Annotated in this window: 20 protein-coding genes and 1 tRNA gene; 13 read left to right on the top strand and 8 right to left on the bottom strand. The window is 69.3% G+C overall.

What is annotated here, in order from left to right; all coding sequences use genetic code 11:
- Positions 1 to 34 precede the first annotated feature (34 nt).
- Positions 35 to 1,183 (top strand): ArsA family ATPase, encoded by a 1,149-nt coding sequence (locus AB0G10_RS23365; protein WP_360925352.1) that lies wholly within the window; start codon positions 35 to 37, stop codon positions 1,181 to 1,183.
- A 29-nt stretch (positions 1,184 to 1,212) separates the two neighbouring features.
- Here AB0G10_RS23365 and AB0G10_RS23370 read toward each other — a convergent pair whose 3' ends face one another.
- The gene (locus AB0G10_RS23370) at positions 1,213 to 1,512 is read right to left on the bottom strand and encodes a WhiB family transcriptional regulator (protein ID WP_111654190.1); all 300 of its coding nucleotides are present in this window, start codon (positions 1,510 to 1,512) and stop codon (positions 1,213 to 1,215) included.
- Between the two features lie 309 nt (positions 1,513 to 1,821).
- Here AB0G10_RS23370 and AB0G10_RS23375 point away from each other — a divergent pair, with 309 nt between their 5' ends.
- Positions 1,822 to 4,254: a transglycosylase domain-containing protein gene (locus AB0G10_RS23375; RefSeq protein WP_360925356.1), complete on the top strand. Its 2,433-nt coding sequence runs from the start codon at positions 1,822 to 1,824 to the stop codon at positions 4,252 to 4,254.
- Positions 4,255 to 4,317: 63 nt separating this feature from the next.
- On the opposite strand, the gene AB0G10_RS23380 is transcribed toward AB0G10_RS23375, so the two are convergent.
- Positions 4,318 to 4,770: a GatB/YqeY domain-containing protein gene (locus tag AB0G10_RS23380; RefSeq protein WP_360925359.1), complete on the bottom strand. Its 453-nt coding sequence runs from the start codon at positions 4,768 to 4,770 to the stop codon at positions 4,318 to 4,320.
- A 25-nt stretch (positions 4,771 to 4,795) separates the two neighbouring features.
- Between AB0G10_RS23380 and AB0G10_RS23385 the strand changes: the two genes are divergently transcribed.
- The gene (locus tag AB0G10_RS23385) at positions 4,796 to 5,692 is read left to right on the top strand and encodes a metallophosphoesterase (RefSeq protein WP_360925362.1); all 897 of its coding nucleotides are present in this window, start codon (positions 4,796 to 4,798) and stop codon (positions 5,690 to 5,692) included.
- A 73-nt stretch (positions 5,693 to 5,765) separates the two neighbouring features.
- A tRNA-Pro gene (locus AB0G10_RS23390) sits at positions 5,766 to 5,842 on the top strand.
- 162 nt (positions 5,843 to 6,004) lie between these two features.
- Here the strand turns inward: AB0G10_RS23390 and AB0G10_RS23395 are convergent.
- Positions 6,005 to 6,280 (bottom strand): hypothetical protein, encoded by a 276-nt coding sequence (locus tag AB0G10_RS23395; protein WP_360925365.1) that lies wholly within the window; start codon positions 6,278 to 6,280, stop codon positions 6,005 to 6,007.
- 137 nt (positions 6,281 to 6,417) lie between these two features.
- Here AB0G10_RS23395 and pyrE point away from each other — a divergent pair, with 137 nt between their 5' ends.
- Entirely contained in the window at positions 6,418 to 6,942 is a 525-nt protein-coding gene (gene pyrE / locus AB0G10_RS23400; protein ID WP_360925368.1) for an orotate phosphoribosyltransferase, read from the top strand.
- Positions 6,943 to 7,628: 686 nt separating this feature from the next.
- Here the strand turns inward: pyrE and AB0G10_RS23405 are convergent.
- Both AB0G10_RS23405 and AB0G10_RS23410 read right to left on the bottom strand, forming a co-directional pair.
- The gene (locus AB0G10_RS23405; RefSeq protein WP_360925371.1) at positions 7,629 to 8,696 is read right to left on the bottom strand and encodes an aspartate-semialdehyde dehydrogenase; all 1,068 of its coding nucleotides are present in this window, start codon (positions 8,694 to 8,696) and stop codon (positions 7,629 to 7,631) included.
- A gap of 8 nt (positions 8,697 to 8,704) precedes the next feature.
- Positions 8,705 to 9,970 (bottom strand): aspartate kinase, encoded by a 1,266-nt coding sequence (locus tag AB0G10_RS23410; protein ID WP_360925374.1) that lies wholly within the window; start codon positions 9,968 to 9,970, stop codon positions 8,705 to 8,707.
- Between the two features lie 149 nt (positions 9,971 to 10,119).
- Between AB0G10_RS23410 and AB0G10_RS23415 the strand changes: the two genes are divergently transcribed.
- From AB0G10_RS23415 to AB0G10_RS23450, 8 genes are all read left to right on the top strand, one after another.
- On the top strand, positions 10,120 to 10,866 hold the full coding sequence (locus AB0G10_RS23415) for a hypothetical protein (protein ID WP_360925377.1): 747 nt from the start codon (positions 10,120 to 10,122) through the stop codon (positions 10,864 to 10,866).
- Between the two features lie 186 nt (positions 10,867 to 11,052).
- On the top strand, positions 11,053 to 12,777 hold the full coding sequence (leuA, locus tag AB0G10_RS23420; protein WP_360925380.1) for a 2-isopropylmalate synthase: 1,725 nt from the start codon (positions 11,053 to 11,055) through the stop codon (positions 12,775 to 12,777).
- Positions 12,778 to 12,840: 63 nt separating this feature from the next.
- Positions 12,841 to 13,470, top strand: a complete 630-nt coding sequence (locus AB0G10_RS23425; protein WP_360925383.1) for an HNH endonuclease family protein — start codon at positions 12,841 to 12,843, stop codon at positions 13,468 to 13,470.
- Complete coding sequence (locus AB0G10_RS23430) at positions 13,407 to 13,730, top strand: hypothetical protein (protein WP_360926436.1); 324 nt, start codon at positions 13,407 to 13,409, stop codon at positions 13,728 to 13,730. Before AB0G10_RS23425 ends, AB0G10_RS23430 begins: the two co-directional genes overlap by 64 nt.
- A 45-nt stretch (positions 13,731 to 13,775) precedes the next feature.
- On the top strand, positions 13,776 to 15,602 hold the full coding sequence (locus tag AB0G10_RS23435) for a calcium-binding protein (protein ID WP_360925386.1): 1,827 nt from the start codon (positions 13,776 to 13,778) through the stop codon (positions 15,600 to 15,602).
- Between the two features lie 39 nt (positions 15,603 to 15,641).
- Entirely contained in the window at positions 15,642 to 16,961 is a 1,320-nt protein-coding gene (locus AB0G10_RS23440; RefSeq protein WP_360925389.1) for a calcium-binding protein, read from the top strand.
- Between the two features lie 26 nt (positions 16,962 to 16,987).
- Entirely contained in the window at positions 16,988 to 18,754 is a 1,767-nt protein-coding gene (locus tag AB0G10_RS23445) for a calcium-binding protein (RefSeq protein WP_360925392.1), read from the top strand.
- A gap of 24 nt (positions 18,755 to 18,778) precedes the next feature.
- On the top strand, positions 18,779 to 20,308 hold the full coding sequence (locus AB0G10_RS23450) for a beta-N-acetylhexosaminidase (RefSeq protein WP_360925395.1): 1,530 nt from the start codon (positions 18,779 to 18,781) through the stop codon (positions 20,306 to 20,308).
- Between the two features lie 28 nt (positions 20,309 to 20,336).
- Here AB0G10_RS23450 and AB0G10_RS23455 read toward each other — a convergent pair whose 3' ends face one another.
- From AB0G10_RS23455 to AB0G10_RS23465, 3 genes are read right to left on the bottom strand one after another with little or no spacing between them, the layout of a single operon-like run.
- Positions 20,337 to 21,374 (bottom strand): dipeptide ABC transporter ATP-binding protein, encoded by a 1,038-nt coding sequence (locus AB0G10_RS23455; protein ID WP_360925398.1) that lies wholly within the window; start codon positions 21,372 to 21,374, stop codon positions 20,337 to 20,339.
- Positions 21,375 to 21,392: 18 nt separating this feature from the next.
- Entirely contained in the window at positions 21,393 to 22,433 is a 1,041-nt protein-coding gene (locus tag AB0G10_RS23460; protein WP_360925401.1) for an ABC transporter ATP-binding protein, read from the bottom strand.
- Positions 22,434 to 22,444: 11 nt separating this feature from the next.
- The gene (locus tag AB0G10_RS23465) at positions 22,445 to 23,446 is read right to left on the bottom strand and encodes an ABC transporter permease (protein WP_360925404.1); all 1,002 of its coding nucleotides are present in this window, start codon (positions 23,444 to 23,446) and stop codon (positions 22,445 to 22,447) included.
- Positions 23,447 to 23,459 lie beyond the last annotated feature (13 nt).

Consider the following 23,459-nt stretch of genomic DNA (forward strand, 5'->3'; position numbering starts at 1 on the left):
GCTTCCCCGGATCAAGACGCACTACCCTGGAACGGTGGCTGACCTGACCGCTCCACGGCTCGACGTCGACGGCCTGCTCTCCGATCCGGCCATCCGCATCGTGGTGTGCTGCGGCTCCGGCGGCGTCGGCAAGACCACCACCGCCGCCGCCCTCGGGCTGCGCGCCGCGGAGGTGCACGGGCGCCGGACGGTGGTGCTCACCATCGATCCGGCCCGCCGGCTCGCCCAGTCGATGGGCCTCACCGAGCTGGACAACACGCCCCGCCAGGTGAAGGGCATCGACCCGGCGAGCGGCGGCGAGCTGCACGCCATGATGCTCGACATGAAGCGCACCTTCGACGAGGTGGTGGAGCAGCACACCCGCCCGGAGCGCGCCGCGGAGATCTTCGCGAACCCCTTCTACCAGGCCATGAGCTCGACCTTCGCCGGCACGCAGGAATACATGGCGATGGAGAAGCTGGGCCAGCTGCGGGCCGCCGACGAGTGGGACCTGATCGTCGTCGACACCCCGCCGTCGCGCTCGGCGCTCGACTTCCTGGACGCGCCGGCCCGCCTCTCCCGGTTCCTCGACGGCCGGATGCTGCGGATGCTGCTGGCCCCGGCGCGGGCCGGCGGCAAGAGCATGTTCAGCCTGGTCACCGCGTCGTTCGGGCTGTTCTCCCGGACCGTGCAGAAGATCCTGGGCGCGCAGCTGCTGACCGACCTCTCCGGCTTCGTGGCGGCGCTCGACTCGATGTTCGGCGGCTTCCGGCAGCGCGCCGACCAGACGTACCGGATCCTGCAGGACCCGCAGACCGCGTTCCTGCTCGTCGCGGCGCCCGAGCGGGACGCCGTGCGGGAGGCGGCGTACTTCGCCGAGCGCCTGGTGACCGAGCGGATGCCGCTGAGCGGGCTGGTCCTGAACCGGATGCACCAGGCCGAGCCGGCCGGGGTCACGGCCGAGCAGGCCGAGGCCGCCGCGGCGGAGCTGGAGGCGGCCGGGGATCAGGCGGTGACCGCCGACGTGCTGCGCATCCACGCGGGCCTGCTGCGGCAGACCGAGCGGGAGGTCCGGGTGGCCGCGACGTTCACCGACGCGTTCCCCCGGGTGCCGGCGACCGCCGTCGCGGCACAGCCCGCCGACGTCCACGACGTCGACGGGCTGCGAACGATCGGAGCGCTGCTCGCGAGACCGGCTGCTTGATCTTCAGTCGCGAGCACCGCTGTCACGGATCAGCTGGAGACGAGCACCTTGTCGGCGCCCTTCTCCTTCAGAGCTGCCTCGAAGGTCTTCCGCCAGCTGGCCACGTGCGGGTGGCGGCGCAGGAGCGCCCGCCGCTCGCGTTCCGTCATGCCTCCCCAGACGCCGAACTCGATGCGGTTGTCCAGGGCGTCGGCGAGGCACTCGTAGCGGACCGGGCAGCTGCGGCAGATCCTCTTCGCCACGTTCTGCTCAGCGCCCTGCACGAACAACGCGTCAGGGTCGCCACTCTGACACGCCGCCATGCTGGGCCAGTCGCTGATCATCCCCATCGGTAAACGTCCCCCCTTGTTTCCCCCCGGCGTCCGTGGCCGATGTCCCCCATCCACGCGGACGCCCTCTGCGATGTCTCGCCGGACCATCATGCTCCGTAGTTGGTCGATTACGCAACGTTGTCCCTCAAATACGTATAGCTCGGTAGTTCCGGGCATAGCGGCCAGGGCCGGGTAACCGAACGGGGGTATCTTTGGTGCAGAAGCCGAAAAACACTCCGCCGAGCGGGGTGACGGGTCACACTCATATCGGGCGAGAGGGGCCTTCTCGCCGGGCGGTCGCGTGCACTGTTCGCGTACCCTGCTCGGGTGACCTCCTGGCTTCGCAGACGCGATCACAACATCTTCACGAACGCGACCTCGCTGTTGATATGCGGCCTGCTGGCCGGCGTGGTCGTGGCCGCCGCCGCTTTCCCGGCCGCGGCGATGACCGGACTGGCCGCCAAAGCCGGCGGTCAGGGCTTCGCGAACCTGCCCAGTGAGCTCAAGGACTTCAGTTCACCGCAGATCACCCGGATCTACGCGTCCGACGGGCGCACCCAGATCTCGCAGTTCTACGACGAGTTCCGCAGCGACGTTCCGCTGAAGGACATCTCCAAGAACATGCAGAACGCGATCCTCGCTGCCGAGGACCGGAAGTTCTACGAGCACAACGGCGTCGACCTCAAGGGCGTCGCCCGGGCATTCGTGGGCAACAGTCAGGGCGGCGCCCAGCAGGGCGCGTCGACCCTCACCATGCAGTACGTGCGCATGTCGCTGGCCTACTCGGCGACGAACCCGCAGGAGGTGATCGACGCGACGAAGGACAGCCCGAAGCGCAAGGTCACCGAGATGAAATACGCGCTCCAGGTGGAGAAGCAGCTCACCAAGGAGCAGATCCTCGAGCGCTACCTCAACATCGCGCCCTTCGGCAACCAGGCCTACGGCGTCTTCGCCGCGAGCCAGGTCTACTTCAACAAGAAGCCGAAGGACCTGTCGATCGCCGAGTCCGCAATGCTCGCCGGCATGGTGAAGGCGCCGAGCAGCTTCAACCCGACCCTCCCGTCGGGCCACGAGCAGATCCTCGACCGCCGCGACAACTACATCATCCCCGGCATGGTCACGCTCGGGATGATCACGCAGGCCGACGCCGACAAGGCGAAGAAGGAGAAGATCCCCACCAAGGTCAAGCCGGTCGGCAACGGCTGCGCCTGGGTCGCCAAGAACAACTGGGGCTTCTTCTGCGACTACTTCTACCGCTGGTGGCTGGGCCAGGAGGCCTTCGGCGCGACCGAGTACGACCGTGAGCGCCGGCTGAAGAGCGGTGGCTACCGCGTCGTCACCACGCTCGACCTCAAGGGCCAGGCCGGCGCGCGCAAGGAGATCACCGAGCGGCAGTCGGACAACAACAAGAACGCCCTGCTGCTGGCCGGCATCCAGCCCGGCACCGGCAAGGTGCGGCTGCTCGCGACGAACCGGAAGTACAAGCTCGACGACCCGGACAACCCGCAGAACAAGATCTCCTCGGACCCGAAGAAGGCGGCCAAGAAGATCCGCGGCACCTACCCGAACACCACCAACCCGCTGCTGACCGGCGGCGGCGACATCACCGGCTACCAGGCCGGCTCGGTGTTCAAGATCTTCCCGATCATCGCGGGCCTGGAGGCGGGTCTCCCGCTCGGCACCACGATCAAGGCGGAGAAGCAGTACAAGTCGGGTTACATCGTGCAGCGCGGCTCGTCCGCGGCCTGCAAGGGCACCCACTTCTACTGCCCGAAGAACTCGGGTGGCGGCGGCGCCGGCGTCTACACGATGTGGTCCGCCTTCGCGAAGTCGATCAACACGTACTTCATCCCGCTCCAGGAGCGGGTCGGCACCGACAAGGTGGTGGCCGTCGCCAAGCGCTTCGGCGTGCAGTTCCGCGAGCCGAACGACGCGCGCATGACGACCAAGGAGGGCGGCGTCGAGCAGTGGGGCGCCTTCTCCCTCGGTGTGACCGCGTCCACGCCGCTCGACATGGCGAACGCCTACGCCACGCTGGCCGGTGACGGCATGTACTGCGAACCGACCCCGGTCGAGCAGATCACCACCAAGGACGGCGAGAAGATCGACGTCGGCAAGCCGCACTGCATCCGCGCCACCACGAAGGACGTGGCCCGGGCCGCCCTCGACGCGGCTCGCTGCCCGGTCGGCGACTCGGCGCAGATGGGCGCCTGCAACGGCGCGACCGCCGGCCCGACCAAGGGCATCGTCGGCCACCCGGTGTTCGGCAAGTCCGGCACCACCGACGCCGACAAGACCGCGTCGCTGATCGTCGGCACCACCTCGATCGTGGTGGCGGGCTACATGGTCAACCCGGACTACCCGGACCACAAGGACCACATGTCGCACCCGATCATCAACCCGGCGGTGCAGTACACGGTCGCGAACTTCATGAAGGGCAAGCCGAAGGTCCAGTTCAAGAAGCCGTCGAGCACGAAGATCGCGTACGGCGACCAGCGCTCGATCGCCGACGTGACCTGTGACTCGGTCGGCGCGGCCCGCGACCGGCTGGAGGGCCAGGGCTTCTCGGTCTCGACCGGCTCGACGGTCGACTCGAAGTGCCCGGCCGGCACCGTGGCGGGCACCAACCCGTCCGGCCGGACGATCAAGGGCGGCGTCGTCGTCCTCGAGATCAGCAACGGCAAGCAGGACAAGCCGGAGAAGCCGGAGGACGGCGAGGAACCGGATCGGCCGGGCGACAACGACGGCCCCGGCAACTGACCGGCAGGGCATGAGAAACGGGCGGGAGATCGCGATGATCTCCCGCCCGTTCCATTTCGCCTCTCAGGCGAGCAGGCGCCGGACCTCGGCAGCCACCCGGCCGCCCTCGGCGCGGCCCGCCACGGCCGCCTGGGCCGCCTTCATGGCCGGTCCCATCTGCGCCTTGCCGGTGAACCCGCCGGCCGCCAGCGCCTCCGCCACGATCTCGGCGATCTCCGCGTCGGTGAGCTGCTTCGGCAGGTAGCGGTCGAGCACCTCGCCCTCGGCGGTCTCCTTCGCCGCCTGGTCGGCGCGGCCCGCCCCGGAGAAGGCGGCAGCGGCCTCGCGGCGCTTCTTCGCCTCCTTGGTGAGCACCGCCAGCACCTCGTCGTCGGAGAGGTCGCGGGCCTCGTCGCCGGCCACCTCGGCGGTGCGCACGGCGGACAGCGCCATCCGCAGCGTGGAGGTGGTCAGCTCGTCGCGGGCCTTCATGGCGGTGTGCAGGTCATCGGTCAGGCGGTCTTTCAGCGTTCCCATGGACGGAGAAACTACCCTTGCCGTCATGCGTAAGCGCTCCTTTATCACCGCCGCAGCCGCGCTGACCGCCGCCGGCGGCGCGACGTTCGCCTATGCCTCCCTCATCGAGCGCAACCTCTTCACGCTGCGCCGGTTCGACGTGCCGGTGCTCGAGCCGGATGCCGAGCCGCTGCGCATCCTGCACATCTCCGACCTGCACATGATGCCGGACCAGCGGCGCAAGCAGGACTTCGTGGCCGCGCTGATCGGCACCGACCCCGACCTGGTGATCAACACCGGTGACAACCTGTCCTCGCCGCACGCGGTGCCGGGCGTGCTGCGCGCCCTGGAGCCGTTCCTCGACCTGCCGGGCGCGTTCGTCTTCGGCTCGAACGACTACAAGGGCCCGGTCTTCAAGAACCCGCTGCGCTACGTGCTGCCCGGCGAGCGCGAATACGTGCAGGGCAACGACCTGCCCACCGAGGACCTGCGGGCCGCGCTCGTGGACGCCGGCTGGGCCGACCTGAACAACGCGCGCACGGTGCTGAAGGCGGGCGGCCGCTCGATCGAGCTGGCCGGCGTCGACGACCCCCACATCGAGCAGGACGACTACGCCTCGGTGGCCGGCCCGATCAGCTCCGGCGCCGACCTGCACCTCGGCGTCACGCACACCCCCGCCTCCCGGGTCCTCGACGCCATGGCGGCCGACGGCTTCGACCTGCTCCTCGCCGGTCACACCCACGGCGGCCAGGTCTGCGTCCCGTTCTACGGCGCGCTCACCACGAACTGCGACCTGCCGCACTCGATGGCGAAGGGCCTGCACCGCTGGCCCGGCTCGGACTCCTGGCTGCACGTCTCGGCCGGATTGGGCACGCACCCCACCGCCCCGATCCGCTTCTCCTGCCGCCCGGAGGCCTCCCTGCTCACGCTCATCCCGCGCTGACCTGCGGTTTTGCGAAGAGGGGGTACCCGTTTTCGCGGATGCGGGAGAGTCGGATAGTATTTCTCTCGCAGCTCGGGGTGTGGCGCAGCTTGGTAGCGCGCTTCGTTCGGGACGAAGAGGCCGTGGGTTCAAATCCCGCCACCCCGACCACGTAGTTGCTGGTAGGCCCGGTTCACCGCTCGCGGTGGCCGGGCCTTCCGCATTTCTTGCGCTTCCTTCGGCGTACGCGGGAACGACGCCGCTCCCGCCGCACCGGGTTCGTTCCCGGTGCGGCGGGGACGGCGTCGTCCCTCGTACCCCTGAAAAGATCTTCTAAAGGGCCAGCTGCGGGCGGACCGGCATGCCGCGGGGGGCCACCTGCTGCGGCACCGCGTAGGGACCGATCATCTGCTCGACCGCGGGCGCCACCGAGGGCCGGTCGCCGAGCTGCATGAGACGGGTCGCGCGCGCCAGGGAGCCGGTCTCGCCGTCGCGGAAGCCCTCGCGGTAGCCGCGCTCGTATCGTTCGCCACGGCCGAGGGCACGGCCCAGCGCGAAGCACGAGGAACCGGCGAGGGCGAGCAGGAAGAGCATCGCGAAGGGTGTCACAGAACTTTCCTTCCGGGCACAAGCCACTAATTAGGCGAAAAGTACCCCAAAAGGACATACTTTGCGGTATTGCGGCAAGCGAGTACGCCTACGGGTGACGGTCGTGCTGGAAACGTGATGTGACAAGCTGAGTCCTTGTGACTGACTCCGACCTTGCCCGGCAGGTTCGCGGCGTGAGCCGGCTGACCGGCGAATTCACCCTGCGCTCCGGCCGCACCGCGACCGAATACTTCGACAAGTACCAGTTCGAGGCCGACCCGGTGCTCCTCGACAAGCTGGCCGAACAGCTGGCCGTGCTGATCCCGGAGGGCACCGAGGTCCTCGCCGGCCTGGAGATGGGCGGCATCGCGGTCGTCACAGCCCTGGCCCGGCACGCCAAGCTGCCCACCGCCTTCGTCCGCAAACAGGCCAAGCAGTACGGCACCGCTCGCCTCGCCGAGGGCGCCGAAGTGGCCGGCCGGCGCGTCCTGATCGTCGAGGACGTGGTGACGTCGGGCGGCCAGGTCGTCCTCTCCACGAACGACCTGCGACGCCTCGGCGCGCACGTGGACCACGCGGTCTGCGTGATCGACCGCCAGGAGGGCGGAGCGGCCGCACTGGCCGCCGAGGGCATCACCCTGCGTGCCCTGCTGACCAGAGCCGACCTCGACGCGGTCGCCTGAGCCCCATCCCTCCCGGCGCGCAGCTCCCGGCTCCCCGCTCCCAACTCGCAGCCCTCAGCCGCCAGTTCCCAGCCCTCAGCCCTCAGCTCCCAGCTCCCAGCTCCCAGCTCCCAGCTCCCGCGATCTTGTGAATCCCTGCTGGACCGTTCCTGCACAGAATCACAAGATCGCGGCTGGGCGTGAGCTTGGCGGCCAGCCATTCGGCAATCTTGTGAGTCTCTGCAGGAACGGTCCTGCACAGATTCACAAGATCGCGGCTAGAACGGCTCGGCGCTGGGCAGCGCGGCGCTGGAAGGGCACGGCGCTGGGCAGCGCGGCTAGAGGGCGGCGAGCTCGGCGGCCGAAACTTCGGCGATCTTGTGGATTACCGCGGCAACGGCACTGCGCGAATCCACAAGATCGCGGCTGGGCGTGAGCTTGGCGGCTGGCCATTCGGCGATCTTGTGAATCTCTGCAGGAACGGTCCTGCACAGATTCACAAGATCGCGGATGGGAGGGCTCGGCGCTGGGCAGCGCGGCACGCGGAGGGCGCTGCACTGGGCAGCGCGGCTAGAGGGCGGTGGGCTCGGCGGCCAGCAGCTCGGCGATCTTGTGGAGTTCTGCGGGAACGGGCCTGCGGGGATTCACAAGATCGAGGGTGGGCGGGCGCGGTGGGCGGGCGGGGCGCGCGCTGGGCCGAGGGCGGGTTACTTGTCGGCTGTCTTTTCGAGCTCGGCGGCCAGGAGTTCGGCTATCTGGACTGTATTGAGGGCGGCGCCCTTGCGCATGTTGTCGCCGGTTACGAAGAAGGAGAGGGCTCGCGGGTCGTCCATGGCGCGGCGGATCCGGCCCACCCAGGACGGGTCGGTGCCGACCGCGTCGATCGGCATCGGGAACTCGCCGGATTCGGGGTCGTCGACCACGATGACGCCGGGCGCGTTGCGCAGCACCTGACGGGCCGCGTCGGCGGTCACCTCGGCCGCGAAGACCGCGTGCACGGCGATCGAGTGGCCGGTGACGACCGGGACGCGTACGCATGTGGCCGAGACCTTCAACGCGGGCAGCCCGAGGATCTTGCGGGACTCGTTGCGGAGCTTCAGCTCCTCGGAGGACCATCCGGACGCCGCGAGATCACCGGACCAGGGCACCACGTTGAGCGCGAGCGGCGCCGGGAACGGGCCCAGATCGTCGCCGACCGCCTGCCGGACGTTGCCCGGGCGGGAGCCGAGCAGCCGGTCGCCGGCCACCTTGGTGAGCTGGTCGTGCAGGGTGTCCACGCCGTACTGTCCGGCGCCGGACGCGGACTGGTAGGACGCCAGGACGAGTTCGCGCAGGCCGAACTCGTGGTGCAGCGGCGCGACCGCCATGATCATCGCAGCGGTGGTGCAGTTGGCGCTCGACACGATGCCGCGAGGGCGGTACGGGAGGACCTCACGGTTCACCTCGGGCACCACGAGCGGCACGTCCGCCTCCATCCGGAAGGCGGACGAGTTGTCGACGACGGTGACGCCCCTAGCCGCCGCGATGGGCGCCCACTGCGCCGACACGGCGTCGGGGACGTCGAACATCGCCACGTCGACGCCGTCGAAGGAGTCGGCGGTCAGTTCCCGTACGCCGAGGTCTTCGCCCCGGCAGGTGAGCACCTTGCCGGCGGACCGGGCCGACGCGAGCAGCCGGATCTCGCCCCAGACGTTGCGCCGGGACGAGAGCAGCTCGAGCATGACGGAACCGACGGAGCCGGTGGCTCCGACGACGGCGAGCGTGGGCTTCGCCATCGGCCGGCTTACCGGCCGGTGCCCGCGTAGACGACGGCCTCCTCGGACCCACCAAGGTCGAACTGGTCGTGGACGGCGCGCACCGCGGTGTCGAGGTCGGTGTCACGGCAGACGACCGAGACCCGGATCTCCGAGGTGGAGATCATCTCGATGTTGACGCCGGCGGCGCCGATGCAGGCGAAGAACTCGGCCGCGACGCCCGGGTGCGAGCGCATGCCGGCGCCGATCAGCGAGACCTTGCCGACGTGGTCGTCGAAGAGCAGGCTCTTGAACTTGATCTGGTCCTTGATCTTGTCAAGGGCGGTCATGGCGCTCTGGCCGTCGGCCTTCGGCAGGGTGAACGAGATGTCGGTGCGGCCGGTGCCCTCGGTCGACACGTTCTGCACGATCATGTCGATGTTGATCTCGGCCTGGGCGACCGTCTCGAAGATCCGGCCGGCCGCGCCCGGCTCGTCCGGCACGCCGACGATCGTGATCTTGGCATCGCTGCGCTCGTGCGCGACCCCGGTGATCAATGCTTGCTCCACGTCAGGGTCCTCCATCGATCCGGTGACGAGCGTGCCTTCTTTGTTCGAGTACGACGAGCGTACGTGGATCGGCACCTTGAAACGGCGCGCGTACTCCACGCATCGCAACATCAGCACCTTTGCCCCGCCGGCCGCCAGCTCGAGCATCTCCTCGTACGTGATCTGCTTGATGTGTTTGGCGTTCGGCACGATGCGCGGGTCGGCCGTGAAGACGCCGTCCACGTCGGTGTAGATCTCGCAGACGTCGGCGTGCAGGGCCGCGGCCAGGGCCACCGCCGTGGTGTCCGAGCCACCGCGGCCCAGGGTGGTGATGTCCTTGGTGTCCTGCGAGACGCCCTGGAAGCCGGCGACGATCGCGATGGCGCCCTCGTCGAGCGCGGTCCGGAGCCGGCCGGGCGTCACGTCGATGATCCGGGCCTTGCCGTGCGTCGAGGTGGTCAGCACGCCGGCCTGCGAGCCGGTGTAGGACCGCGCTTCGTACCCCAGGTTGTGGATCGCCATGGCGAGCAGCGCCATCGAGATCCGCTCGCCCGCGGTGAGCAGCATGTCCATCTCGCGGCCCGGCGGCAGGGGGCTCACCTGGTTCGCCAGGTCGACGAGCTCGTCGGTGGTGTCACCCATCGCGGAGACCACGACGACGACGTCGTCGCCGGCCTTGCGAGCGGCCACGATGCGCTCGGCAACGCGCTTGATGCGCTCGGCCGTCGCGACCGAGGAGCCACCGTACTTCTGCACGACTAGAGCCACGGCAAAACCATTCCTTCCAGGGCAGTCCTGACCACCCTAGCCGCGGGGCCACGGCTGCTCGACATGCGATCCCAGATTCCGGCCACCGTCTGCGCGACACGCCGATCCCCTGGCGCGGCCTGCCGCTCGCGTCCGGCCAGAATGACCCGATGCGCCGTTTCGCGTTTATCGTCACGCTGCTGGCGCTGGGCCTGACCGCGGGCTGCTCCGGCGACGAGCCGGAGGCGGCGCCCAGCCCGTCGGCGTCCCGGCCGGCCGCGAGCCAGGGCCCCGGCACGGATGCCGGCGACGCGCTGGCCGGCCTGGCCGCCCTCGCCCTGGACCGGCGCTACGCCGCGCTCTACACCTGGGAGGTCGGCGACGGCCAGCCGCGCAACGTCATCGCGATGGTGGCGAACGACGGCACCTGGCGGGTCGACATCCCGCGCGGCGCGCGGGCCGGGACGACCGACGTCGCGATCGTGCGGACCGCCGCCGGGCTGCACCAGTGCTCGCTCGGCCTGAACGCCTCCTGCGTCGTGGTCGCCGAGAAGGGCGACAAGGTCCCCGGCCGGTACGACCCGAAGGTGCAGCGCCTGTTCCGGCAGTGGCTGCCCGCGTTCACCGACCGGCACGAGGCGCTCGCCGTCTCCGCGGTCCGCCCGCTGGAGGGCGCGCAGGGCTCCTGCTACTCGGTCGACTCGGTCTCGGCCTCCCTCGACGCCCCGGTCGACGTCGGCATCTACTGCTACGCGGCGGACGGGCTGCTGACCGCGGCCCGGGTGAACTTCGGGGTGCTGAAGTTCGTGAAGCAGGTCGCCGCCCCGGCCACCGTCCAGCTCCCCGGCCCGGTCGTGAACGCGGCCCCACTGACGATGGACGCCCCGCCGGCCGTGCAACCCTCGGCGCAGGGTTGAGTCACACTTCCCACGATCCGGTCGTTCCATTAGCCCTCTCGAAACAGATCACGTAACGTCGGTGGCGACATGTGGCAGGTGAGCCTTCTTCTTCGCTGCCGCGACGAGGCCCCATTCCAGGCCGGCACCTCGTCGCGGAGGTGACGCGCGCCGCCTGCTCGTCTTCGTCCTGACTGGAGCAGTCACATGTCCGATGCCTTCAAGACCCAGCGTCCGAGCGCCATGCCCTTCCAGCGCTACGAGGCATACCAGAAACAGTTCAGCGTCCCGCTGACCGACCGCCAGTGGCCGTCCCGCGTGGTCGAGACCGCCCCCCGCTGGTGCGCGGTCGACCTGCGCGACGGCAACCAGGCGCTGATCGACCCGATGTCCCCGGAACGCAAGAAGCGCATGTTCATGCTGCTGGTGAAGATGGGGTACAAGGAGATCGAGGTCGGCTTCCCGGCGGCCAGCCAGACCGACTACGACTTCGTACGCCAGCTCATCGAGCAGGACCTGATCCCGGACGACGTCACCATCCAGGTGCTGGTGCAGTGCCGGGAGCACCTGATCGACCGGACCTTCGAGTCGATCCGCGGCGCCAAGCGCGCCATCGTGCACTTCTACAACTCGACCTCGACGCTGCAGCGGCGCGTGGTGTTCGGCCTGGACAAGGACGGCATCACCGACATCGCGACGACCGGCGCCCGGCTCTGCCAGAAGTACGCCGAGATCCACACGCCGGACACCGAGATCTTCTACGAATACTCGCCGGAGTCCTACACCGGAACCGAGCTGGACTACGCGCTGGAGATCTGCTCCGCGGTGATCGACGTGATCGACCCGACCCCGGACCGGCCGCTGATCATCAACCTGCCGGCCACCGTCGAGATGGCGACGCCGAACGTCTACGCCGACTCCATCGAGTGGATGCACCGCAACCTGCCCCGGCGCGACAGCGTGGTGCTGAGCCTGCACCCGCACAACGACCGCGGCACCGCGGTGGCCGCCGCCGAGCTGGGCCTGCTGGCCGGCGCCGACCGGATCGAGGGCTGCCTGTTCGGCAACGGCGAGCGCACCGGCAACGTCGACCTGGTCACCCTGGGGCTGAACCTGTTCTCCCAGGGCATCGACCCGCAGGTGGACTTCGCCAACATCGACGAGATCAAGCGGACCGTCGAGTACTGCAACCAGCTCCCGGTGCACGAGCGCCATCCGTACGCGGGCGACCTGGTCTACACCGCGTTCTCCGGCTCGCACCAGGACGCGATCAAGAAGGGCTTCACGGCTCTCCAGGCCGACGCCGACGCGGCCGGCGTCGAGATCGACTCCTTCACGTGGGGCGTGCCCTACCTGCCGATCGACCCGAAGGACGTGGGCCGCACCTACGAGGCGGTCATCCGGGTCAACTCGCAGTCCGGCAAGGGCGGGGTGGCGTACATCATGAAGGAGGAGCACAAGCTCGACCTGCCGCGCCGGCTGCAGATCGAGTTCTCCGGCGTCGTGCAGCACCACACCGACGAGGAGGGCGGCGAGGTCGGCCCGCAGCAGATGTGGGACATCTTCGCCGGCGAATACCTGGTGGAGCACCAGTCCACTCCGGCGTTCACGGTGGAGAACTACAGCACCGCGACGGTCGACGGCAAGGTCGAGATCGACGTCGAGGTCTTCCACCGTGGCGTGCGCCGCCCGCTGGCCGGTGTCGGCAACGGCCCGATCGCCGCGTTCGTGCAGGCCGTCGAGCCGCTGGGGATCAGCGCCCGGGTCCTGGACTACCAGGAGCACGCGCTCACCTCGGGTGGCGACGCGCAGGCCGCCGCCTACGTCGAGGTGCAGGTCGGCGACCAGTCCTACTGGGGTGTCGGGATCGACGCCAACATCGTGAGCGCGTCCATCAAAGCGGTGACCAGCGCGGTCAACCGCGCGCGGTAGTCACTCACTCCCCCGCGTGCCGCCCGCCGGGCGGCACGCGGGTTCCGCACCTAGGCTGGCGGTGTGCCACGTTTCATCGCCCCCCTGGTTCTGACCGCCACCCTCGCTCTCACCGGTTGTGAAGTCGTCGACGCCGGCGACCCGGGTTCGTCCACTCCGGTGCAGAACGCCGATCAGGCCCGCACCGAGCTCGACGCCCTCACCATCGCCAAGGCCGCCAGCATGCGCGGCTACTCCCGGGAGAAGTTCCCGCACTGGCGGGACACCGGCTCGAACTGCGACGTCCGCGACTCGGTGCTGGAGCGCGACGGCGAGAAGGTGAAGCTCTCCGGCTGCAACGTCGTGGCCGGCACCTGGCACAGCCTCTACGACGACAAGACCCTCGACTCGCCGACCAAGGTGGACATCGACCACACGGTCCCGCTCGCGAACGCCTGGCGTTCCGGGGCCGCGAAGTGGGACGACGACAAGCGCGGCGACTTCGCCAACGACCTGGACCGGCCGCAGCTGCTCGCCGTGTCGGCCACCTCGAACCGGTCGAAGGGCGACCAGGACCCGTCGACCTGGAAGCCGCCGGCCCGGGACAACTGGTGCGAGTACGCCGTCGACTGGGTAACCGTGAAGAGCTACTGGGAGCTGACCGTCACCGAGAAGGAGAAGGAGGCTCTCACCGACATGCTGGAGACCTGCTGATGTCAGAGGAAACAGCCTCTCGCACCACCGACATCGTGCCCGGCCCGGGCGGCGTCATGACCGACGAGGTCGGCGTCGTGACCGGCGACCTGACGCTGCGCACCGAGATGGCCGGCGGCGACGTGGTGCTGCGCGTGCAGTACAAGGACGCCGACGAGTGGTACGCCGTGACCGGCGGGAAGGCGCCTCTCGCCGACCCGGCGGGCCTGGACGCCGTGCACTCGATAGCGGTGGCTCTGCTCAACCGCCCCGAGGGGTGATCCAGGTCACACAACTGAAGAGCGTTTCCCGGCATCTCAATCGATGTGGGGAAATCAATAGCGCGGATCGGTGTCATCCTCCTGACCACGATCGCGGCCGGGGCCGTGGGAGCGCCGGCCTTCGCCGCGACGACCGGCACCGCCTCGGTCTCCGGCACCATCGTCACGTTCAAGGCGGGTTCCGGTCAGGCCAACTCGATCGGCCTGACCCGTTCCGGCCGCACCATCACGATCAACGACCGGGTCGCCGTCAAGGCCGGCAAGGGGTGCAAGCCCGTCAAGGGTGACAAGACCAAGGTCCGCTGCACCACCAAGAAGAATCCGACCTCGCTCAAGGTTTCGCTCGGCGACCGGAACGACGCCCTCGCCAACAAGACCAACATCAAGATCTATGCGTACGGCGGCAGCGGCGACGACCGGATCACCGGCGGTTCGGCCGCGGACCGCCTCGTCGGCGACTCCGGCAACGACCAGATCTGGGGCGCCGCCGGCGACGACAGCCTCGACGGCGGCACTGGCAACGACCGCGTCAAGGGCGGATCCGGCCACGACAAGATCTACGGCAGCACCGGCACCAACACCCTGGCCGGCGAGGACGGCAACGATTCCATCCACGGCGGCAGCGGCCACGAAACCCTGACCGGCGGCACCGGCAACGACCGGATCGTCGGCTACGCCGGCAACGACACCATCAACGGCGACGCCGGCGACGACAGCCTCGACGGCGGCACCGGCAACGACCGCATCCTCGGCGGCGCCGGCAACGACAAGCTTTACGGCAGCACCGGCAACGACCGCCTCTACGCCAACGACGGCCACGACAGACTCTACGGCGGCGACCACAACGACCTGCTCGACGGCGGTGCCGGCAACGACACCCTCTACGGCGACAACGGGAACGACACCCTGACCGGTGACCGTGGCGACGACCGGGAGTACGGCGGCGCGGGCGACGACCGGTTCCAGCAGATTCACGTCACCGGGACCGACGCCGACCTGCTCGCCGGGAACGCCGGCACGGACGAGGTCAGCTACGTCGGGCGGCAGGCTCCTCTCGCGTTGAGCAACGACGGCGTCGCCCGCAACGACGGCGCGCTCGGCTGGAACGGCAAGGCCTGGGCACCGGTGGAGCACGACACCATCGCCACCGACGTCGAGGGCCTGGTCGGCGGCCGCGGCGACGACACCATCACCGGCGGGCCGAACGACGACCGCCTCTTCGGCAGCGCGGGCAGTGACCGGCTCTACGGTGGCGCCGGCGACGACCTGATCGACGGCGGCGGCCCCGGGGACGAGGGCGAATACCGCGATGGCGATATGGTCACCCGGAACCGGCTGGTCGGCGGCCCGGGCAACGACCGGCTCGAGGCCGGCATCGGCCACAATGCCTTCTACGGCGACTACGACACCGCGTCGAGCACGCCCCGGCCGGTCGGCGCCGACGTCATCGTCGGCAACGACGGATATGGCATCTCCTCCTACGTCTCCTACGAGTACGCCGACGGCCCGGTCACGGTCGACCCGGAGAACGGGTACGGCCAGGACGGCCAGAAGGGCGAAGGCGATCACGTCACCGGTGTGAACAGCATCGACGGGTCGCGCTACGACGACGTGCTGGTCGGCCGGACGAACGACTACTGGAACGGCAGCGAGATCCACGGCGGCGGCGGAGACGACCGCCTGTCCCTGGCGGAGGACGCCGGCTTCGGTTACATGACTCTCTTCGGCGACGACGGCGCCGACCAGCTCCAGGGCTACGCCACCCTCAACGGCGGCGACGACGACGACCCGGATGTGCTGAAAGACGGCAGCTTCTGCGTCCTGTTCCCGGGCGACACGGCCACCGGGTGCCGTCAGGTATCCGAGAGCTGACGCCCGCCCCTCCACACTTCGATCCACGGGGAGAATTCTTTGTCTCGTCCACAGCGGCTGACGCGTGCAGGCGTCGTCCTCTTCACCACGGTCGCGGTCGGCGCCGTTGGCGCTCCGGCGCTCGCCGCGAGCACCGGCACCGCCTCGGTGTCCGGCAGCAGGATCACCTTCAAGGCGGCGGTCGAGCGCGGCAACAGCGTCACGATCACCCGCTCCGGCCGCACGGTCACCATCGACGACCGCGTCAAGATCAAGCCGGGTAAGGGCTGCAAGGCCGTCAAGGGCGACCGGACCAAGGTCCGCTGCACCACGAAGAAGAACCCGGCCGAGGTCGCCGCCTACCTGTACGACGGCAACGACACCCTGGTCAACAGGACGAGCATCAGGACCACCGTCTCGGCCGGCCCCGGCAACGACCGGATCACCGGCGGCAGCGGCAACGACCGGCTCGTCGGCGACTCCGGCAACGACCGGATCTGGGGCGGCGCCGGCCACGACAGCCTCGACGGCGGCTCCGGCCACGACATCGTCGACGGCGGCTCGGGTAACGACCGGATCGGCGCCCAGACCGGCAACGACAAGGTCTACGGCGGTTCCGGCAACGACACCCTCAGCGGCGGCTCCGGCGACGACCGGGTCGTCGGCGGCGACGGCAACGACACTTTGAACGCCGACTCCGGTAACGACTCCCTCGACGGCGGCGCGGGCCACGACCGGCTCGTCGCGGGCACCGGCAACGACAAGCTGTGGGGCGGCAGCGGCAACGACCGCCTCTTCGGCAACGACGGCAACGACCTGCTCTACGCCGCCGACGGCAACGACCACCTCGACGGCGGCGCCGGCGACGACGGGCTCTACGGCGAGGCCGGCAACGACCGGCTCGTCGGCGACCGCGGCAACGACAGGGAGTACGGCGGCACCGGCAACGACACGTTCGACCAGAACGTGCGCATCGGCACCGACTCGGACCTCTTCGTCGGCGGCGCCGGCCAGGACCTGGTCACCTACGAGAAGCGGACCGAGAACCTCTACATCAGCAACGACGGGCGGACCGGCGACGACGGCGCGTCCAACTGGTACCCGAACGCGGACGAGCCGGACACCGGCTACCGGTTCGTCTCCTACGAGAAGGACACGATCTCGGCGGACGTCGAGGACCTGACCGGCGGCCGGGGCGGCGACGCGATCAAGGGCAACTACGACCCCAACGTGTTGCGCGGCACCTACGGCCTCGACGACATCTCCGGGGGCGGCGCCAACGACCGCCTCTACGGGTCGTTCATCCTCGACGGCGGTGACGGCATCGATCTCTGCCGGGGAGAGCACCAATCCGGGAAGTTCTACTGCGAGCTCGACTGACCGGCTCGACCACACGGGGAGATCACATGTCACGTACGCAATGGCTGACGCGCATCGGCGTCGCCCTCTTCACCACGATCGCGGTCGGCGCCGTCGGCGCGCCCGCCTTCGCGGCGAGCACCGGCACGGCCACCGCCTCCGGCACGAAGGTCACGCTGAAGGCCGGGTCCGGCAAGGCCAACTACCTGAAGATCACCCGCTCCGGCCGGACCATCACGATCGACGACCGCGTCACCCTCAAGGCGGGTAAGGGGTGCAAGCAGGTCAAGGGCGACAAGACCAGGGTCCGCTGCACCACGAAGAAGACACCGACGCTGCTCACCGCGTACCTGGGCGACAAGAACGACAACTTCAGCAGCGCGACGAGCACCCCGCTGAAGGTCTACGGCGGCTCGGGCAACGACCGGATCACCGGCGGGTCCGGCAACGACCGGCTGGTCGGCGACTCCGGCAACGACAAGATCTGGGGCGTCGGCGGTCACGACAGCATCGACGGCGGATCCGGCAACGACGCGATCCAGGCCGGCGACGGCAACGACAAGGTCTGGGGTGGCTCCGGCAACGACCGGATCGAGGGCCAGACCGGCACCAACACCCTGTACGGCGACGACGGCGACGACCACGTACACGGCTGGACCGGCAACGACGTCGTCTGGGGTGGCCGCGGCAACGACCGCCTGCTCGGCTACGCCGGCAACGACCGGGTCCACGGTGGCGACGGCAACGACACCATCCTCGACCCCCGCGGCGCCGACCGGCTCTACGGCGACGCCGGCAACGACGTCATCCAGGGCGGCGGCGCCGGCCTGAAGATCTACGGCGGCTCCGGGAACGACAGGCTGCAGGGCGGCAACGGCAACGACCACCTCGACGGCCAGTCCGGCAACGACCGGCTGGACGGGTGGAACGGCGACGACACCCTGTACGGCGGCACCGGCGACGACACCCTGAACGGCAACACCGGCAACGACACGCTCCGCGGCGGCGACGGCCGGGACAACCTGATCGGCGCGAGCGGCAACGACAAGGAGTACGGCGACGCCGGCAACGACACGTTCACCCAGCAGCGCGTCCCCGGTGACGACGCGGACCTCTTCGTCGGCGGCGCCGGAACGGACCTGGCGAGCTACGCGGCCTGGACGGACGGCCTGATCCTCAGCAACGACGGCAAGGTGAACAGCGCCGGCGACGTCGTCTCCACCGATGTCGAAGGGCTCGAAGGCGGAAGCGGAAGCGATCACCTGACCGGCGGGCCGGGCAACGACATCCTGATCGGGAACGGTGACCGCGACACCCTCATCGGGGGTGCCGGCGCCGACCGCCTCGCCGGTGGCCCGGACGACGACCAGCTCTACCCGAACGAGGGCTCCGGCCCGTCCGCCGATCGGGGCGAGGTCTGGAACGACCACGTCGACGGGGGCGCCGGCGACGGCGACGTCGTCTACTACTGGAACGTGGGTGGCCCGGTCGTCGCCGAGGCCGGCAAGTCCGCCGTGGTGAACACCGAGAGCGTCTACGGCTCGCAGTTCGACGACACCCTGATCGGATTCGGCAGCGCCCACGGCCAAGACGGCGACGACGTGCTCCGGGGCGACGGCCCGAACGCCTGGCTCTGGGGCGAGTACGGCCGGGACAAGCTCTACACCGGCTACTGGCTGGACGGCGGGGACGACGGCCCCGGCGGCAAGAACGAGCTGAACGACGGCAAGTACTGCTACATCTACTTCCAGGACGTCGCGAACAACTGCGGGACGGTCATCAACCGCAACACCGGCGAACCGCCGGCCAACTAGATCGGCACGGCTACGGTCAGGCGGGTGCGAGTCACCCACCTGGCCGTTGCCGCGTTCCTGGCCCTTCCGCTGGCCGCCACGGCGGCCGACGCCGGACCGGGCCCCGAGCCGCTGCCGATCTCGCTGACCAGCGTGCTCCCGGCGGTCGCCTCGGCGACGCCGACGAGTGCCCGGTTCCGCCTGAACGAGGCCACGACGATCGCCGCGGGCGCCGGGGCGCTGCCGGTGGCCGACCTGCTCGCCGCCGCATGGAGGCCCGCGACCGGCTTCCCGCTCCCGATATCCACCACCACGGACACCAACACGATCAGGATCGGTCTCGGCGAGCCCGTGGACAGCGAGGCCTACCGGCTCGAGATCACCGAGGAAGTCATCGACCTGCGCGCCAGCACCACCGCCGGCCTCGTCAACGGCGTGCAGACCCTCCGCCAGCTCCTGCCACCCGAGATCGAGAGCAGCACGGTCCAGAACCGACAGTGGACCGTCCCGGGCGGCCTGATCGAGGACCGGCCGCGCTTCGCCTACCGCGGCGCCATGCTCGACCTGGCCCGCCACTTCCACACGCCGGACGAGGTGAAGCGCTACATCGACCAGATCAGCCGCTTCAAGATCAATCATCTGCACCTGCACCTCTCCGACGACCAGGGCTGGCGGATCCGGATCGACGGCTGGCCCCGGCTCACCGAGGTCGGCGGCGCGGAGGGCACCGGGGTACGGGGCATCGGCGGCGGCTACCTCACCGAGGCCGACTACCGCGACATCACGGCCTTCGCCGCCGAGCGCAACGTCACGATCGTCCCGGAGATCGACATGCCGGGGCACGTGAACGCGGCCCAGGTCGCCTACCCCGAGCTGACCTGCGACGGCGTGGCGCCGCGTCCGCGGATCGACATCCGGGTGGGCTACAGCTCGCTCTGCGCCGGCAAGGAGGTCACCTACCGGTTCGCCGAGGACGTCATCCGGGAGCTGGCCGCCATGACGCCGGGGCCCTACCTGCACATCGGCGGCGACGAGGCGCACTCGACACCGCACGCCGACTACCTGACGTTCCAGAAGCGGGTCCTGCCGCTGGTGCGGAAGTACGGGAAGATCCCGATCGGCTGGCAGGAGATCGCCGCGGCCGGCGAGCCGGGCACCGTCGTCCAGTACTGGAACCGCGAAGTCGATCTCCCCGAGCACGCAGGGAGATTCATCCTGTCGCCCGCCGACAAAACCTACCTCGACATGCAGTACGACCTCCTCACCCCGGGAGGGCTGCACTGGGCTGGAACGACGGAGGTGGACGACGCGTACTCCTGGGATCCCGGGCGCCTGCTTCCCCACGTACCCGAAGAAAGGGTCTTGGGGGTTGAAGCGCCGCTCTGGTCGGAGACGCTGCGGGATCTGGGCGACATCGAATTCCTGGCGTTCCCGCGGCTCGTCGCGATCGCCGAGCTCGGCTGGTCACCGCGATCCGACTGGGATTCGTTCCGGAGGCGGCTCGGCACCTACGGTCCACGATGGACCAGGCAGGGCGTGCGCTACTACAGCTCGCCGCGGATCCCCTGGTCGTAGGGAACCCGCGGCGAGGTGAGGCTGACGATCAAGCAGGCGTGGCAGCCGGCCGGCGACCCGCCACGATCTCGTCGGAGACCACCGGGAAGTGGCACGCCGTGAGGTGCGACTGCGGGTCGTCGAGCCGCGTCACCAGCGGCGGCTCCTCCGTCGCGCAGATGTCCTGCGCCTTCCAGCAACGGGTGCGGAAACGGCAGCCGGACGGCGGGTTGATCGGGCTCGGCACGTCGCCGGTGAGCAGCACGCGCTCGCGCTGCGCGCGATCACGCCGGACCGGGTCGGGCACCGGGACCGCCGACATGAGGGCGACCGTGTACGGATGACGCGGGTTCTTGTAGAGCTCGTCCCGATCCGCGATCTCGACGACCTTGCCGAGGTACATCACGGCGACCCGATCGGAGATGTGCCTGACCACCGAGAGGTCGTGCGCGATGAAGACGTAGGTCAGGTCGAACTCGTTCTGCAGGTCCTCCAGCAGGTTCACGACCTGGGCCTGGATCGACACGTCGAGGGCCGACACCGGCTCGTCCGCGACGATCAGCTTCGGCTTGAGGGCCAGCGCCCGGGCGATGCCGATGCGCTGACGCTGACCGCCGGAGAACTCGTGCGGGTACCGGTTGTAGTGCTCCGGGTTCAGGCCGACGAGCTCCAGCAGCTCCTGCACGGCCTTCTTGAGGCCCTGCGGGGTCGGGATGTTCTGGATCTGCAGCGGCGCCGAGATGATCGAGCCGACCGTGTGCCGCGGGTTCAGCGACGAGTACGGGTCCTGGAAGATCATCTGGACGTCGCGGCGCAGCGGCCGCATCTGGGTGACCGACTTGTGGGTGATGTCCTCACCCTCGAAGACGATCTTGCCACCGGTCGGCTCCAGGATCCGGGTGAAGAGCCGGCCCAGCGTCGACTTGCCGCAGCCGGACTCGCCGACCAGACCCAGCGTCTCGCCGGAGCGGACCTCCAGGTCGATGCCGTCGACGGCGCGCACGGCGCCGACCTGACGCTTGAACAGACCCTTCGTGATCGGGAAGTGCTTCTGCACCCCGGTCGCCTCGAGCAGGTTCTCGCTCATCGTTCTATTACTCCCCGCTCAGAGGTTCGGAAGGACTTCTTCCTGGAAGATCTTCGTGCGCAGGTCGGGCGGCAGGTGGCAGGCGACCCCGTGGGTCCCGCCGCTGAGGACCGGCACCTCTTTGAAGGAACGGTCGCCGTTGCGGCCCGCGTAGGGGCAGCGCGGGTGGAACGCGCACCCGTCCGGCAGGTTGATCAGGCTGGGCGGCGAGCCCTTGACCGGGTTGAGCCGGTCGCGCACCTCACGGTCGAGGCGGGGCATGCTTCCGAGAAGACCCCAGGTGTACGGGTGCTGCGGCCGCTGGAACAGATCAACCGCCGGGCCCCGCTCGATCACCTTGCCGCCGTACATGACCAGCACCTCGTCGGCGAGCTCGGCCACCACACCCAGGTCGTGGGTGATCATGATGACGGCCGAGCCGAACTCCTCCTGGAGGTCCCGGATCAGGTCCAGGATCTGCGCCTGCACCGTCACGTCGAGGGCCGTGGTCGGCTCGTCGGCGATCAGCAGCTTGGGGTCGTTCACCAGCGCCATCGCGATCATCGCGCGCTGACGCATACCGCCGGAGAACTGGTGGGCGTAGTCGTGGAAACGCCGCTCCGGCTGCGGGATGCCGACCCGCGCCAGCATGTCGATGGCGCGCTCGCGGGCGGCCTTCTTGCTGACCCCGGGGTGGTGCACCCGGTACGCCTCGACGATCTGCGACCCGACCGTGAAGTACGGGTGCATCGCGCTCAGCGGGTCCTGGAAGATCATCGCCATCTTGCCGCCGCGGAGCTCGCGGACCTGCTCGTCGGTGGCGGTGACCAGCTCCTGGTCGTCCAGCCAGATCTCGCCGCTGACCTTCGCGTTGCTGCGGGTGCGGTGCAGACCCAGCACGGCGAGCGAGGTCACGCTCTTGCCGGAGCCGGACTCGCCCACGATGCCGAGCGTCTGGCCGGCCTTGAGCGAGAAGTTGGAGCCGGAGACGGCCTGGACGATGCCGTCGTCCGTCTCGAAGCGGACGGTGAGGTCCTTGACCTCGAGGAACGGACGTTCGATGGCCGAGTTGACGGACATGTTCCTCTCCCTCAGCTCAGCCGCACGCGCGGGTCGATGACGCCGTAGACGAGGTCCACGAGCAGGTTGGCGAAGACGATGAAGAACGCGGCGATCAGGGTCACGCCGAGGATGATCGGCAGGTCGTTGCCGCGGATCGCGGTGAGCGCCTGATATCCGAGGCCGCGCAGGTTGAAGACGGTCTCGGTGAGGACCGCGCCGCCGAGCAGCGCGCCCAGGTCGAGGCCGAAGACCGTGACGATCGGGGTGAGGCCGGAGCGCAGGCCGTGCTTGCCGATGACGGTCCGCTCCTTGAGGCCCTTGGCCCGGGCCGTACGGATGTAGTCCTCGCCCAGCGTCTCGAGCATGTTCGCCCGGGTGAGGCGGGCGTAGGTGGCCGCGAAGAGGAACGCCAGCGTGATCCAGGGCAGCAGCATCTGCACGAACCAGTCGGCGGGACTCTCGGTGAACGGCACGTACTGGCCCTGTGGCAGCCAGCCCAGCCAGTACACGAAGATCGCCGAGGACAGCAGGCCGGTGAAGTAGATGGGCAGTGAGACGCCGGCCAGGGCTCCCGTCATCACCGCCCGATCGACGAAGGTACCTCTTCGGAGCGCCGAGATGACGCCCGTCGAGATGCCCATGATGAGCCAGAGGACGGCCGCGCCGATCGCCAGCGAGAGCGTGACCGGCAGGTCGCTCAGCAGCAGCGGCGTGACTTCCTGGTCGGTCTTGAACGAGTATCCGAGGCAGGGCGCGGGGCAGTGCGTGACGTCCGGCCCGTTCGCGTAGTCCCGGCCGACGACCAGGCCCTTCAGGAACTTGCCGTACTGCACCAGGATCGGGTCGGCGAGACCCATCTTCGTACGGATGCCCTCGATCGACGCCGCGTCGGCAGTCTTGCCGATGTAGAGCAGAGCGGGGTCGCTACCGGTGATCTTCGGGACGCCGAAGAAGATCCCGAAGGTCACGAGCGTGACCACCAACAGCGTGATGACGGCGTTGATAACCCGTCGAATGATGTAAGCCAGCACGTCGTTCGGCCGA

It is taken from the genome of Actinoplanes sp. NPDC023714 (assembly GCF_040639855.1).
Classification (GTDB): domain Bacteria; phylum Actinomycetota; class Actinomycetes; order Mycobacteriales; family Micromonosporaceae; genus Actinoplanes.